The 14,042-nt window shown below is 73.1% G+C and carries 14 protein-coding genes and 1 pseudogene; 9 read left to right on the forward strand and 6 right to left on the reverse strand.

Going from position 1 to position 14,042, the window contains the following annotated elements; genetic code table 11:
- Window positions 1–52: 52 nt before the first annotated feature.
- Window positions 53–1,543 (reverse strand): EGFR-like transmembrane domain-containing protein, encoded by a 1,491-nt coding sequence (locus COUCH_RS07920; protein WP_249611432.1) that lies wholly within the window; start codon window positions 1,541–1,543, stop codon window positions 53–55.
- Between the two features lie 346 nt (window positions 1,544–1,889).
- Window positions 1,890–2,858 (reverse strand): LPXTG cell wall anchor domain-containing protein, encoded by a 969-nt coding sequence (locus COUCH_RS07925; RefSeq protein WP_249611433.1) that lies wholly within the window; start codon window positions 2,856–2,858, stop codon window positions 1,890–1,892.
- 405 nt (window positions 2,859–3,263) lie between these two features.
- On the opposite strand from COUCH_RS07925, the gene rsmD reads away from it, so the two are divergent.
- The 9 genes and pseudogenes from rsmD (at window position 3,264) to mutM (ending at window position 9,907) form a co-directional block, all read left to right on the forward strand.
- Window positions 3,264–3,839, forward strand: coding sequence for a 16S rRNA (guanine(966)-N(2))-methyltransferase RsmD (gene rsmD, locus COUCH_RS07930; protein ID WP_249611434.1), 576 nt, complete (start codon window positions 3,264–3,266; stop codon window positions 3,837–3,839).
- The gene (gene coaD / locus COUCH_RS07935) at window positions 3,836–4,315 is read left to right on the forward strand and encodes a pantetheine-phosphate adenylyltransferase (RefSeq protein ID WP_199511825.1); all 480 of its coding nucleotides are present in this window, start codon (window positions 3,836–3,838) and stop codon (window positions 4,313–4,315) included. Before rsmD ends, coaD begins: the two co-directional genes overlap by 4 nt.
- A 91-nt stretch (window positions 4,316–4,406) precedes the next feature.
- The gene (locus COUCH_RS07940) at window positions 4,407–4,904 is read left to right on the forward strand and encodes a hypothetical protein (protein WP_071805703.1); all 498 of its coding nucleotides are present in this window, start codon (window positions 4,407–4,409) and stop codon (window positions 4,902–4,904) included.
- 148 nt (window positions 4,905–5,052) lie between these two features.
- Window positions 5,053–5,661: a YceD family protein gene (locus COUCH_RS07945; RefSeq protein ID WP_249611435.1), complete on the forward strand. Its 609-nt coding sequence runs from the start codon at window positions 5,053–5,055 to the stop codon at window positions 5,659–5,661.
- Between the two features lie 5 nt (window positions 5,662–5,666).
- Window positions 5,667–5,840, forward strand: a complete 174-nt coding sequence (gene rpmF, locus COUCH_RS07950) for a 50S ribosomal protein L32 (RefSeq protein WP_097318372.1) — start codon at window positions 5,667–5,669, stop codon at window positions 5,838–5,840.
- 125 nt (window positions 5,841–5,965) lie between these two features.
- Complete coding sequence (locus COUCH_RS07955; RefSeq protein ID WP_249613616.1) at window positions 5,966–6,928, forward strand: phosphate acyltransferase PlsX; 963 nt, start codon at window positions 5,966–5,968, stop codon at window positions 6,926–6,928.
- A pseudogene (gene rnc / locus COUCH_RS07960) lies at window positions 6,918–7,679 on the forward strand (ribonuclease III); the annotation flags it as partial. The gene COUCH_RS07955 and the pseudogene rnc, both read left to right, overlap by 11 nt.
- 161 nt (window positions 7,680–7,840) lie before the next feature.
- Entirely contained in the window at window positions 7,841–9,043 is a 1,203-nt protein-coding gene (locus tag COUCH_RS07965) for a mannosyltransferase family protein (RefSeq protein WP_249611437.1), read from the forward strand.
- 9 nt (window positions 9,044–9,052) lie between these two features.
- Window positions 9,053–9,907, forward strand: a complete 855-nt coding sequence (gene mutM, locus COUCH_RS07970) for a bifunctional DNA-formamidopyrimidine glycosylase/DNA-(apurinic or apyrimidinic site) lyase (RefSeq protein WP_249611438.1) — start codon at window positions 9,053–9,055, stop codon at window positions 9,905–9,907.
- On the opposite strand, the gene COUCH_RS07975 is transcribed toward mutM, so the two are convergent.
- The 4 genes from COUCH_RS07975 to COUCH_RS07990 form a co-directional block, all read right to left on the reverse strand.
- Window positions 9,861–10,430, reverse strand: coding sequence for a spherulation-specific family 4 protein (locus tag COUCH_RS07975; RefSeq protein ID WP_249611439.1), 570 nt, complete (start codon window positions 10,428–10,430; stop codon window positions 9,861–9,863). The two genes, mutM and COUCH_RS07975, sit on opposite strands and share 47 nt — an antisense overlap.
- On the reverse strand, window positions 10,427–11,590 hold the full coding sequence (locus tag COUCH_RS07980; RefSeq protein ID WP_249611440.1) for a hypothetical protein: 1,164 nt from the start codon (window positions 11,588–11,590) through the stop codon (window positions 10,427–10,429). The genes COUCH_RS07975 and COUCH_RS07980 overlap by 4 nt, the downstream gene beginning before the upstream one ends.
- Window positions 11,587–13,077 (reverse strand): DUF3492 domain-containing protein, encoded by a 1,491-nt coding sequence (locus tag COUCH_RS07985; RefSeq protein WP_249611441.1) that lies wholly within the window; start codon window positions 13,075–13,077, stop codon window positions 11,587–11,589. The genes COUCH_RS07980 and COUCH_RS07985 overlap by 4 nt, the downstream gene beginning before the upstream one ends.
- A gap of 132 nt (window positions 13,078–13,209) precedes the next feature.
- Window positions 13,210–13,998, reverse strand: coding sequence for a CAP domain-containing protein (locus COUCH_RS07990; RefSeq protein WP_249611442.1), 789 nt, complete (start codon window positions 13,996–13,998; stop codon window positions 13,210–13,212).
- Between the last annotated feature and the right edge of the window lie 44 nt (window positions 13,999–14,042).

The following is a 14,042-nucleotide window of genomic DNA, read 5'->3' on the forward strand; positions in this document are numbered from 1 at the left end:
CGCGCCGACCGGGTGGGTCGGCGCGCCCTGACAAGAAGGGGTACGGCCGTCGTTACGCGGTGAAGCGGATCTTGCGTCGGCGGGCGATGACGAAGAGCACCGCACCGGCGATCAGCAGGAGGGCCGCGCCACCCGCGATGCTCCCGGCCACCGGGCCGGTGACGGGCAGGCCGGGCTCGTCGCTGTCGCCACCACCGGCGCCACCGCCGCCGTTGTCGCAGTCCAGCTTCTCGAGCGTCGCCTTGATCGGCTCGACGTCCAGGCCGGGGAACTCGACCGTCGCGTACGTCGCCTTGCCGGCGTCGAACGTGACCTTCTCCGACTTGCCGGCCGCCACGGTCACGGTCTGCGACTTCCCGCCGTACGTGATCTTCGCGGTCGCCGGGGTCACGCCCTCCGGGTTCTCGACCGTGATGGCGACGGTGTCGCAGTCGTTCTCGACGATGACCGTGGGCAGCGCGCAGTCCTCCGGCGCCTTCCAGTCGTACGTGATGTCGTCCATGCCCTCGGCGGTGACGGTGACGGTGCCGGAGCCGGCGGGGATGGTGACGGTCTCGCCCTTGCCGGGTTTGACGGTGACGGTCTGGGTGAAGTCGCCGGCCTTGACGGTGAAGTCGACGGCGTAGCGGCTGATCTCGCCGTTGTTGCTCAGGTTGAGCTGTACGGTGCCGTCGCACTGGGAGAGGGGTTCGACGGCGGGGGTCTGGCAGCCCTTGCCGCCGCCGTTGTACCAGCCCTGGGGGCCCTTGGAGCGGCTGCCGGGGCCGTTGTTGCTGCCGAGTTTCTTGTCGCCGTAGCGGGGTCCGCCCTCGGTGATCTCACCGATGATGTCGTCCTCGCCGCCGAAGAACAGGTCCACCTGCGTGTTGCAGTCCGGCACGTCGACGTTCAGCGTCACCGAACGGTGCTCGTTGTCGATCGAGCCGGTGTCGCTGTCGTACTTGTACTGCGGCACGGCGAACTGCGGCTTCGGCGCGAAGTACGACACCAGCGTGACCGGCTCGCCCTCGCACAGCTTCACGCCGTCGTCGAGGCTCACGGTGGCCGTGGAGCCCTTCTCCGTCACGCCGAACGTGTGGTGGAAGCTCGCCCGGCCGGCCTCGACGCAGGGCGTCTCGGCGGGGGTACACGGCTCGCTCAGGTCCACCTTGGCCGAATTGTCCTGGTCGACGTACCCGTCGGAGGACCAGATGGACTTGAAGGAGATCGTGGCTTCCTTCGCGTCGCCGGTCACCTTCTGGGTGAGCGTGAGCTGGCCGTCGCTGCGGCGCTCCGACTTCGGGATGACGAGGTTGCCCTCGGCGGCCTTCTCGACCTCGGTGGGCGTGGTCTTGAGGTCTGCCACGGTGGCGTCCGTGGGGTAGTCGTTGGTGAGCGTCCAGGTCACGATCCGCGTACCGGTGGCGGTGTCGCAGACGGCGGCGCCGCTGACGTTCGAGGCGTGGGCGCTGGCCGGTGCGATGACGGCCGCAGCTCCACCGAGGCCGATGAGCGCGCCGGCGAGGACGGTCGCCGCGCGGCGGAGGGGGGAGTTCAACTTCACGCGTACTCCTGGGGGCGTGGAACTTCGGGGGGCACGACCAGGAAGGCAGAACCGGCGCCGGGCGAGGGACGGGCCGGGGACGACGCCTCCCCAGGTCGTCGAGCCGATAGCGTTTCGTCGGCGCGCCTGACCTTAGCGATTGCTCGGGATCTGGGAAGAGGCTCAGAACGGCTTAAGACTCTTGTTGCGCATCCGAGACCATCGCTGCACCGACGGCACCAGAGTCGATGCGCTGTGTTGTCATCGATCGAAACAACGGTCACCCGGACGAGCGAGGGGCGCGCCGACCGTGACGGTCCGCGCGCCCCTCGGGCGTCGTGCGATCAGGCGGTGCAGGTCACCGTGATCAGGCGGTGAACTTCACCTTGCGGCGGCGGGCGAAGAAGAACAGCGCCACACCCGCGGCGAGCAGGACACCCGCACCGGCGGCGATGCTGCCCGCGGCGGCGCCGGTCAGCGGCAGCGACGGCTCGTCGCTGCTACCGCCGCCACCGTTCGCGCAACCCTCGGGGGCCTCCCAGGCGATGGTCTCGGCCTGGTCCTCGTAGCCCTCCAGGTAGATCTTCAGCTTGAAGCCCTCGGAGGCCTTGAACGTCGCGGTTTTCTTCTCGCCCGGCTTGACGACGAGGGTCCGCTTCTCGCCCTTGCTGGGCTCGAGCACCAGCGGGATCTCGACGCCGTCCTCGGGGTTGTCCAGGCCCACGGTCATCGAGTCACAGGTGATCTCGAAGATCGGCTCGGCCTCGCCGTAGCTCGGCGTGGGCTCGGGGCTCGGCGCGGACTCGCTCGGCGCCGGCGTCGACTCGCTGGGGGTCGACTCGCTCGGCGTCGGCTCGCTCGGGGTCGACGCGCTCGGCTCGGGCTCGGTGCTCGGGGTGGAGGCGCTCGGCTGCGGGGCGGGAGCCGTGCAGTTCTCCGGCTTGGCGACCGAGGCGGTGGCGTCCCGGACGAAGTTGTCGTCCCACTTCAGCGAGACCTTGAGGCCGGCCGTGGCGTCCGACGCCTCGAGGACGCTCGAGCCGACCAGCGGGTTGCTGAAGTTCGGGGCGACCCGCTCGCCGATCTTGATCGCGCCGTCCGGGGCGGCGGCGTTGGAGGTCTCCACCTCGCGGACCGTGGCCCAGACGCCGTAGTCGTTCGCGACGGACCAGTCGACCTTCCACTGGCCGTTGGCCTCGGCGCAGCTGACCGTGCCCTTGATGACGGGCGCGTGCGCGCTGGCCGGGCCGGTGAGGGCGACCGTGCCGGCGAGGCCGAGGAAGGCGCCGGCCACGATCGCGGTGGTGCGCCGGAACGGGGACTTAAGCAGGTTCACGCCTACTCCTGTGAAGGGGACCGGGGGGTACGGCACAGGGAAGGCTGAAGGCGGCCCGTCGCGCGGTCATGGGCGTCCGCGAGGGCCCGCGACGACGCCTCCCCGCATCGTCGAGCCGACAGCGTTTCGTCGGCGGCCGGTCGACCATAGCGACTGAGACGAGTCTGAAGAACGTCCCAGCCTTCGCTAAGCCGGTTGATACATATTCGAGATCTTCCCTATACGGATCGCACCGAAGTGGATGCGATCGGTGTCGATCCGCCCGATTCGGGAGGGGAAAAGTTCACTCCGCAGTGGCCGGTGCTTTGTGGTGGCGTAGCGTCACAGCGTGCTACTCGAACGTGTCCGCGCCGCGGTTCCGGCCGCTTCCCACTCCCGCGTCGAGCTGCGGCCGCGGGCGGTCGCATGACCCGGATCATCGCGGGCGCACACGGCGGCCGCCGGCTGTCCGCGCCGCCCGGCGCCCTGACCAGACCCACCGCGGACCGGGTACGCGAGGCCTACTTCAGCGCCCTCGGCACCATGACCGATCTCGAGGGCGCCCGCTTCGCCGACCTGTACGCGGGCTCCGGCGCGATCGGCCTCGAGGCGCTGTCCCGCGGGGCGGCGCACGCGCTGCTGGTCGAGGCCGACGCCAAGGCCGCCCGGGTGATCCGCGACAACATCGTCACGCTGCGCGCCGGTGACGCCGCCAGGCTGATCACCGGCAAGGTGGCCCAGGTGCTCGCCTCCCCGCCCGAGGGCGGTCCGTACGACGTGGTGTTCGCCGACCCGCCGTACGCGGTGGCCGACGACGAGATCGACGACGTGCAGCGTGCGCTGATCGAGAACGGCTGGCTCGCCGAGGACGCGGTCGTGACGTTCGAGCGGTCCACCCGTACGGCGGTCCGCGGCGCCCCGCTGAACTGGGTGGACGGCATCACCGCCGAACGCAGCCGGCGCTACGGCGAGACCACGCTTTGGTACGGTCGCCGATCATGAGACGAGCGGTCTGTCCCGGCTCCTTCGACCCGGTCACCAACGGCCACCTCGACATCGTCGGGCGGGCCAGCCGGCTCTTCGACGAGGTGATCGTCGGCGTGCTGATCAACCACTCCAAGACCGGCCTGTTCACGGTCGAGGAGCGCATCGAGATGCTGGGCCAGGCGACGGCCGCGTACGGCAACGTCCGGGTCGAGTCGTTCCACGGGCTGCTCGTCGACTTCTGCCGCGCCCAGGGCGCCGCCGTGGTCATCAAGGGCCTGCGCGCGGTCAGCGACTTCGACTACGAGTTGCAGATGGCGCAGATGAACATCGGGCTCTCCGGGGTGGAGACATTGTTCATGCCGACGAACCCGCTCTATTCCTTCCTCTCTTCCAGTCTCGTCAAGGACGTGGTCAAGTGGGGCGGGGACGCCTCGCCTTACGTCCCGGACTTCGTCGGGGAGCGACTCGTGACGAGGCTGCGGCAAAACTGACGGCGTGGCCTTCGCGGTCCCGTCGTCGGGTTCGGCAGTAACGTGATCGCACCACTCAGCGTGAGTGCGAGCTGACAGGAGTGAGGCGCCGGTGGATCCGCTCGACCGCATCGACGAGATCATCTCCATGGTGGAGCAGGCACGGTCCGTCCCGATGTCCCGGACGAACTTCATGTTCGACCGGGCGGAGATGGTCGCCCTGCTCGACGAACTGCGCTCCGAGCTCCCGGGCGACCTGCGCCGCGCCGTCGCGCTCCTGGAGGAGCGCGACAAGATCATCGACGCCGGCAAGCGCGAGGCGGACCGGATCATCAGCGAGGGCGAGACGGAGCACGCCCGCCTGGTCTCGGTGAACGAGATCACGGTCTCCGCGGAGCACGAGGGCGCCCGGATCATCGCCGAGGCCCGCGCGGAGGCGCAGCGCCTGCGCGAGGAGGTCGACGACTACGTCGACACGGCGCTGGCGAACTTCGAGCAGTTCCTCACCCGGGCGCTGGCGTCGATAGAGCGTGGCCGCGACAAGATGCACGCGCTGCGCGAGATCGGCACCTTCCAGGGCGAGGACAGCGAACGCCCCCTGCCCTTCTGACCCCTCGCGACCGGCCCGGATGCGAGCCCACGGCCGGCCCGGTGCCGGGCCGCCCGGGCCGGCGCCCGGGGGAGCCGGGGCGATTCGACGGTACGGCCGCTGCTCAGGTAACCTTTCCAGTCGGCCTACCCAAGGCTGAGAGTTCACGATGCCCAAGACCTTGCAGAACCACCTCGATCCCAGGCAGCCGCTGGTCGTCGACACGACGAAGCTCCCGCGCCAGCCTGGGGCGACGCGTGCCTTCAAACGGGTCGTCCCGGCGCCGGCGGACCTCGGCCTTGAGTTGATCTCGGCGCCCGAGGGCTCCGACCTCGAGCTCGATCTGAGCCTGACGTCGGTCTCCGAGGGTGTGTACGTCAGCGGCACCGTCCGCGGCTCACTCTCCGGTGAGTGCGGGCGTTGTCTCAACGAGATCTCGGAGTCGTTCGAGGTTCCCCTCGCGGAGCTGTACGCCTACGCGGACAGCACCACCGAGGAGACCACGGACGAGGACGAGGTGGGCCGGATGCAGGGCGATCTGATCGACCTGGAGCCGGCGGTGCGGGACGCGGTGGTGCTGACACTGCCGACCAACCCGGTCTGCCGGCCGGACTGCCCAGGGTTGTGCCCCGAGTGCGGGGTGCACTTCGACGACCTCCCGGCCGATCACAGCCACGAGGAAGTCGACCCGCGCTGGGCCGCTTTGCGTAACGTGTCTCAACCCGAGCAGTCCGCGGCGGCCTCGCCGCACAAACCGCAGAAAATGATCGAGGAGTAGGTACCGTGGCCGTCCCCAAGCGCAAGATGTCGCGCAGCAACACCCGGTCCCGCCGGGCGAACTGGAAGGCGACCGCGGTGCAGACCGTGGCGTGCCCCCAGTGCAAGTCGCCGCACCTGCCGCACACCGCCTGTGGGGTCTGCGGCACCTACAACGGCCGTCAGGTCCTCGAGGTCTGAGCTTCACTTAAGTGACGCGCCCGATCTTCGGGCGGGTCGAGCCCGACCGGCATCCGTCCGGTGCCCGGAGCCACACGCAGTCCGGCCGCGAGGCCGGTGCTGCCGCGAAGCCGGGCACCGCGCGGATCGCCGTCGACCTCCTCGGCGGGGACCAAGCTCCCGCCGTCGTGGTTGACGGCGCTCTGCGCGCCTGTCAGGCCGATCCGGCCCTCTCGCTTCTGCTCGTCGGCCCGATCGAAGCGGCCGACGCGGTTCTTGCCGCCCTCGGCCCGGACGCCCGGCACCGGGTGCACGCCGTCGCCGCCCCGACCGGCCCGCACGGCCACGAACGTGACGTCAGCAGCGTCGAGTCCGGCGTACGGACGGCTGTGCTCGCCGTCGCGCAGGGCCGCGCCGACGCCGTGATCTCCGCGGGCAACACCGGCGCCACGGTCACCTCCGCCGCGCTGGGCCTCGGCCGCTGGCCGGGGATCCGCCGCCCGCCGCTCGCCGCCGTGCTGCCCAGCGCCGCCGGCCGCCTCGTCCTGCTCGACGTGGGTTCCTCCGTCGACCCCGACGAGCACACCCTCGCCATGCACGCGCGGCTCGGCTCCGCGTACGCCTCGGTCGTGCACGGTGTCCCCTCCCCGCGCGTGGGCCTTCTCACCATCGGCACGGAACGCGGCAAGGGCGACCGCCTGCGCCGCGCCGCTCCCGCCGTCCTGACCGGGCTCGAACTGCCCGGCGGCGGGCGCTACGTCGGCCTGGTCGAGGGCAACGACGTGGTCACCGGTGTCGCCGCCGACGTCGTGGTCACCGACGGTTTCACCGGGAACGTGCTGCTCAAGGGCCTGGAGACCGCGTACGCCCTGATCGGTTCCCCCGCGTCGCAGCCGCCCCCGCCGCGCGCGGCCGTCCTGCTCGGCGTGGCCGGCACCGTGGTCGTGTGCCACGGCGCCGCCTCGGGCGAGGACCTGGCCGCCGGCATCGGGTTCGCCGCCGCGCTGCACCGCCGGGCCGCCGTCCCGGCCATCGCCGACTTCATCACCGGTCCCGCGGGCCGGACTCCCGAGGATCCGCTGAGCGCAAGAGGTGGTCATGAGCAGTAACGACAGGCGTCGGGTGCGGCCCTCCACGGAGCCGCTCGAGGAGGCCTTCGGCGTCCCGCTGGAGCCGGAGCTGCTCGAGCGGGCGCTGACCCACCGCTCGTACGCCTACGAGAACGGCGGCCTGCCCACCAACGAGCGGCTCGAGTTCCTCGGCGACTCGGTGCTGGGCGTGGTGATCACCTCGGCGCTGTTCCACAACCACCCGGACCTGCCCGAGGGGCAGCTCGCCAAGCTGCGCGCCAGCGTGGTGAACATGCACGCGCTCGCCGACGTGGCCCGCACGCTGGGCCCGGGCGGCCTCGGCCCGCATCTGCTGCTGGGCAAGGGTGAGGAGACCACCGGCGGCCGGGACAAGGCGAGCATCCTGGCCGACACGCTGGAGGCGCTGCTCGGTGCCATCTACCTGGAACACGGCCTGGACACCGCCGGCGAGGTGATCCACCGGCTGTTCGACCCGCTGATGGCCGAGTCGGCCGGGCGCGGCGCGGCGCTGGACTGGAAGACGAGCCTGCAGGAGCTGACCGCGGCGCTGGGGCTGGGAGTTCCCGACTACGTCATCGACGACGCGGGCCCGGACCACGCCAAGACGTTCACCGCCTGGGTCGTCGTGGCCGGCGAGCGCTACGGCGGTTCCGACGGGCGCAGCAAGAAGCAGGCGGAGCAGCGCGCGGCCGCGGCGGCCTGGCGCACGCTGACCGAGCGCGCCGAGGAGAAGACGCCGCCCCCGGCCGTGGCGGGCGGCGGCCACGCCGACCTCGAACAAGCGGACGCGAAGAACGCCGCCGCCGCAGCCGACGCGAAGAACGCCGGCGCAGCCGACGCGAACAACGCCGTGGCCTCAGGCGCGAGCAACGCCGCGTCGGACGCGAGCAACGCCGCCGGGCAGGCCGACGACAGAAGCGCCGCCGGCCGGTGAGCGTGACGGCGTCGGAGCCCGGCGGCGAGGCCCCGGTCACCGAGGAGAACGCGCCGCCCGGGCCCGGCGAGCGCCTGTGGGACGCCGCCGGCCGCTGGCACGGGGCCCTCGTCGCCGCCGGCATCCTGGCCGGGACGCGCATCGTGCAGCTGATCCTGCTCGTCTGGCTCGACCGGGCCACCGCCGAGCCGATGGGCCTGCGCAACAACCTGCTGATCTGGGACGGCGGCTGGTTCCGCCGGGTGGCGGAGGGCTACCCGCACGGATACACGTACGGGCAGACCGGCGCGCTGGAAGGCAACGAGCTGGCCTTCTTCCCGCTGTACCCGATGCTCATCCGGGGCCTGTCCGCGCTCGGCCTCGACTCCGGCACCGCCGCGCTGACCGTCAGCTGGCTCGCGTCCGTCGCCGCGGCCGTCGCCCTGCACCTGCTCGGCACCAGCCTGTACGGCCGCCGCGCCGGCTGGGCCCTGGTCGCCATCTGCTGCTCGGCGCCCATGTCGGTGGTGCTGTCGATGGCGTACTCGGAGAGCCTCTTCCTGGCATTGCTCGCCGGGATGTTCGTCGCCGCGCACCGCAAGGTGTGGTGGGCGGCGGGCCTGCTCGGCCTCGGCTGCGCCCTCACCCGCCCGACCGGCGCCGCGGCCGCGCTGGCCCTGGCGGTCGCCGCGATCATGGCGGTCCGCCGCGAGCCGGAGCGCAAGTGGCCCCCGCTCGTCGCGGCCGGCGTCGCGCTGGCGGGCGTGCCGGCGTACCTGGGCTGGGTCGGTTGGCGGGTCGGCGACCCGGAGGCGTGGTTCAAGATCCAGGCTGCCGGCTGGGGCACGTCGTTCGACTACGGCAGCAGCACGCTCACGTTCCTGCACGACACGCTGACCGTGGGCGACGGCTGGGTCCCCATGAGCGTCGCGCTCATCCTGCTGGCCGCGGCCGCCGCGGCAGCCGTCGCCATGGCCGGTCGCCCCTGGCTGCCGCTCGCCGTCTACGGGCTGGTCGCGATGGTGCTCGTGTACGGCCAGGCCGGCTATTACCACTCCAAGCCGCGGCTGCTGCTGCCCGTACTGTTGACTCTGCTGCCCGCGGTCGCCGCCGCCGCCCGGGCCCGCCCCCGCGTCGCGATCCTGTCGATCACCGCCTGGGCCGCGTTCGGGCTCTGGTACGGCGCGTACCTCGTGGCCGTCTGGCCGTACACGATCTAGGGTTGTCCGATGCCCGAGCTTCCCGAGGTCGAGACCGTCCGGCAGGGCCTGGCCAAGTGGGTCGCCGGCCGCCGCATCGAGGCGGTCGAGGTGCGCCACCCCCGGGCGATCCGCCGGCACCTGCCGGGTGACGTGCACTTCGCGGCCGTCCTCGCCGGCCGCACCATCACGGACGTCTCCCGGCGCGGCAAGTACCTCTGGCTGCCGCTGGACTCCGGCGACGCGATCATCGCCCACCTCGGCATGAGCGGTCAGCTGCTGATGCAGCCGCCCGAGGCGCCCGACGAGACGCACCTGCGGGTCCGCTTCTCGTTCGCCGACGACGGGCCGGAGCTGCGCTTCGTCGACCAGCGCACGTTCGGCGGGCTCTCGGTCTCCGAGGGCGGCGCCGAGTTGCCGGCCGAGATCGCGCACATCGCGCGCGACCCGAGGGACCCCCTCTTCGACGACGAGGGGTTCGTCGCCGCGCTGCGCCGCAAGCACACCGAGGTCAAGCGCGCGCTGCTCGACCAGACGCTGATCTCCGGCGTCGGCAACATCTACGCCGACGAGGCGCTGTGGCGCGCGCAGCTGCACGGCACCCGGCCGACGGACGCGTTGACCAAGCCGGTGGCACGCCGCCTGCTCGGTCACGTCCGCGACGTCCTCGACGAGGCGATCGTCGCCGGCGGCACGAGCTTCGACGCGCTGTACGTCAACGTGAACGGGGAGAGCGGCTACTTCGACCGGGCGCTGAACGCGTACGGGCGGGAGGGGCAGCCGTGCCACCGCTGCGGCACGCCGATCCGCCGGGAGCAGTTCATGAACCGCTCGTCGTTCAGCTGCCCGCGCTGCCAGCCGCGCCCCCGGAGACCGCTCCGCTGACGTACGGGCCGGCGTCGGTGGCCAGCCCGAAGCCCGCGCCGCGCCGGCCCATCAGCCGCCGGGCCGCGGTCAGCATCTCGGTCGGCACGCCGTGCACGAGGTGCCCGTCGCCCGGCAGCGTCCCGTCGCCGTCCCATCCCTGGTACGCCGACCACGACCCGTCGAACGTGCAGATCCGTACGCCCAGCTCCCGGTAGAGCGGGTGGGTGGGCACACCCGGGTTGAGCACCACCCGGTGCAGCCCGCGCCGGGCGGCCAGCCGGACGGTCAGCGCCACCGGCCCGACCCCGCCCGACCCGGCCGGCGCCCGGTCGAGGAAGAGCCCCTCGGCACCGTCCTCGCGCCAGGCGTCCACATCGGCCAGCACGTCGGCGAGGGAGCGGCCGCCCCAGTCGAGGTCGACGCGGCCGAGGATCTGATGGGCCGTGCCGCGCGGGCCGGGCCGCTCCTGCACGACCCAGGTGTCCGGGTCGGGCGCCAGCTCGGGCGACGGGTGCGCGTACGGCGGGAACAGGGTCTTCACGACGTCCTCCGGGAATCCGCGGTGGTCCGGGCGACGATGAGCAGCCCGGCGAGGTGGGCCGCCGCCAGCAGGGCGACGACCGTGGGCAACGGCGCCGGCAGCGCCGGTACGACCGGGGTGGCCAGCGCGGCGAGCGGCGGGACGACGGCGAGCAGCGCGGCGACCCCGGTACGCCCCCGCACGACGAGCAGCAGGGTGATGCCGAGCACCCCGCTGAGCAGGACGCCCCCGGCGAGCACGAGCACCCCGGCCGTGCTGGATCCGGCCGGTAGCCGGTACGCGGCCACGGCCAGCGCCACCCCGGCGGCCAGCGGCGGCAGCAGGGCCGCCACGGTCACGACGGTCACGCCACCGAGGTGCGTACGGAACTCCCGCCCGCTCTCCGCCGCGTCCAGCCCCGCCTGCACCTGCCGGCGATGCCAGCCGATCAGCGCCTCGAGCAGCGGCCCGGCGGCGAGCAGCGGCAGCACCACGGGTGAGGTGGCGGTCGGCGGCCCGGCCCGCCACAGCAGCGCCACGCAGGTCGCCTGTGCCGCACCGAGCAGCAGCCGTACGCCCCCGAGCCGAAGGTCCTGCGTGTCCAGCCGGCCGATCGGTGCGGCGCCGAACGCCGGGGCGAAGGCGCGCGCGGCGGCCAGCGCGATGGCGAACGGCAGCAGCAGCGTCACGGGCACGCGCTGTGCGTACGTGTCCCCGACGGTCCCGGCGATGCCGACCGCGGCGAGCAGCCAGCACGGCAGGCTCCACCGGACCACCGTGGCCTCCGTACGGCTCACCAGCGCGGCGGTGACCGTACCCAGCGACAGCAGGCCGCACAGGCCGACCGCGACCGCAGCCAGCGGGTCCGGGCCGGTCAGGCCCGCCAGTGCCGCCACCGTCCAGAGCAGGGCGGCTGCCGCGAATCCCAGCGCGACCAGCCGCACGCCCGCCGCCGGTCCGGATCGGCGGGCGGCCAGCGCGCCGAGCCCGGCCAGCGCTTGGGCGGCACTCCAGCCGAGCACCAGCGTCCCCAGGGGAGCCTGCCAGCCGACGTGGCCGAGCGGCCGCGCCGCCGCGACCGCGGCGCTGAGCGGGCCGAGATAGAGCCCGCAGCGCAGCAGAGTGGCGCCCACGGCGGGGGTGCGCAGTGTGGAGCCCCGCAGGGCGAGATCGGCGGTCATCGTTCCTCCCCGGCTCCGGTGAGCCAGCGCAGTGTGGCCGGATGTGCGTCGCGCGGCGCCGGAACGGCGAGCGCCAGCTCGTAGGCGGGCGCGGGCGGCGGGCCGGCCAGGTCGGTGTAGAGCGCGCCGTAGACCCGGACGACCCGGTCGGCGGTGAAGCAGGCGAGCGCCCGGCGCCGCGCCGCGTCGCCCAGGGCCCGCCGGCGGGCGGGCGCGGTGAGCAGGTCGACGCAGGCGGCGGCGAGCGCTTCCGGATCCTTGTCGGGTACGACGACACCCGCGTCGCCGAGCGTCTCGGCAACCGGCCCGACATCCGCCCCGACGACCGCGCGACCGGACATCATGGCCTCGATCAACCGGTACGGCGGATCGGACGGTCCCGGGACGTGCACGACGAGGTGACCGGTGGTGTACCGGTCGCTGGGGTCGGCGGGCAGCGGGTGCAGCCGGATCGCGCGCCCGAGCCCCGTACGGTCCACCTGCTCGGCGCAGTGGTCCTCGTGGGCGCCGGTCACCCCGACCAGGTGCAGGACGGTCCCCGGCACCGCCGCGGCGATCCGCGTGAACGCCGCCAGCACCACCTGCAGGCCGCTCTCCGGGCCACCGTTCCCGGCCCAGACGATCGCGGGCGGCGCGTCCGGTTCGGGCGCGGACGGGAAATCCCGGGGATCCACGCCCGCCGGCACCTGCACCAGCCGCCGCGGTTCAGCGCCGTGCCGCAGCGCCCACGCGTGGTGGTATTCGCTCAACGGCGCGATCAGCCCGGCCTCGGCATAGCCGGTCCGGGCCACGGCACGACGGAAGCGCCGCAGGACCGTACGCACCGCCGGCGACAGCCGTTCCTCGTGGGCGCGCAACCGGGCCACGGGCGCGCGGGCCTCGGTGAGCAGCAGGGGCGTGCCCGTGCGCCACCGGCCCGCCAAGGCCGCCAGCAGCGGCGTCGTCCCGCCCACGCAGTGCACGACATCGGCAGGCGGCAACGGTGCGGCCAGCGCCCGCGCGGCGTGCCGCAGCAGGGTGACGGCGGTACGCGCGTCCCGCAGGCTGAGCCGCGGCAGCCGTTCCCCGTCCCCCGACGACCGTCCGGCCCGCCACGCGTCCTGCAGCACGTCCGCGAGCGGTACGGCGTTCAGCGGCGACCCGCCGGCCACCGTACGGCCCTCGGCGAGTACGGCCAGCCCCAGCAGCCCCCGGGCGAACTCGTCGTCCCGCTCCGCCACCAGCCCCCGGCACAGCAGTACGGCCGCAGCCACCGCGTGCTCGTCCTTGCCCTCGCGCCGTGGCGTCTCCCGGGGCAGCGCGACCGCCCGGGCCGACCCCACGTGCCCCGGCAGCGCGTACGCCGGCCCGCCCGGCGGCTCCCGGTCGCAGATGCTGACGAGGTCGAAGCGGAACCGGCCGAGGCCGTCGACGAGCGTCCGGCACCAGCCGCCTAGCGCGTCGCGGCGGAACGGGTAGCCGCCCCCGGTGAGCAGACAGATGCGCATGCGGTCAGCACCGCGTACGGGCAGGGGGCGATATCACGATGGCTGCAACGACGCAGCGGCGAAAAGTAACGGGACGGTGTCACCTAGGCGACAGATGTTCGCACTATTTGTCTGATTTACCGCGTACTTTGGTCACGAACGCCCGAAAAGCTGACCCCACACGATGGTGCCGTCGACGCCCTTCACCGCGCCCACCCCGATCGCCTTGAAGTCGCAGTTGAGGATGTTGGCGCGGTGCCCCTCGCTGTTCATCCACGAGGTCATGACGTCGGCCGCGTCGCGCTGTCCCCGGGCCACGTTCTCCCCGCCCGCAGCGTCGTACCCCTGCTCCTTCGCCCGCTGGACGAAGTCCCGACCGTCATCGCTGACATGGCTGATGTACAGGTTCCCATGCGTCCCGAGCTCCCTCACGTGCAGCCGGATCGCCGTCCGCAACTTCCCGTTGAGCCGTACGCCCCCACACCCGGCCCTGTCCCGCTCGACGTTGACCAGCCGGATGACCTCGTTCTCCTGACCTGTCAGCCCGGCCGCCACCACGGTCCGCCGCGGTGTGGGCTTCTTGGTCGCCGGCCGGGTTTCCGGCCCGGTCGTCGGCTTCGGCCGGGGCTTCGGTGACGCCGCCGCGCTCGGCCGGGCCGTCCGCGCCGGCTCCGCGCTCGGTTCCGCCGTCGGCGTCCCGGCGCCGGGTGCCCCGCCACCGGCACCCGGCGCCGGGACGCCGACGGCGGAACCGGGCCGCTCGGCTGCGGCGCCCGGCCCGGTGAGGCTCGACGGCAGCAGTGCGGCGCCCGCGGCGACGGCCGCGAGCAGCGCGGCGACGGGGAGGGCCAGCATGGCCGGAGAGGGCATCGCCTGCCGCCCGCGGTGCCGGCCGGCGTCCGTGTTCAGCCGCCGCCCGGTCTGCTCAACTGGCCCGTGCACGTCCTGCCTCCGCGGTCCTCAGGGATCGAGAGGTTTCGACCCGG

This window comes from Couchioplanes caeruleus, from assembly GCF_023499255.1.
GTDB lineage: Bacteria > Actinomycetota > Actinomycetes > Mycobacteriales > Micromonosporaceae > Actinoplanes > Actinoplanes caeruleus_A.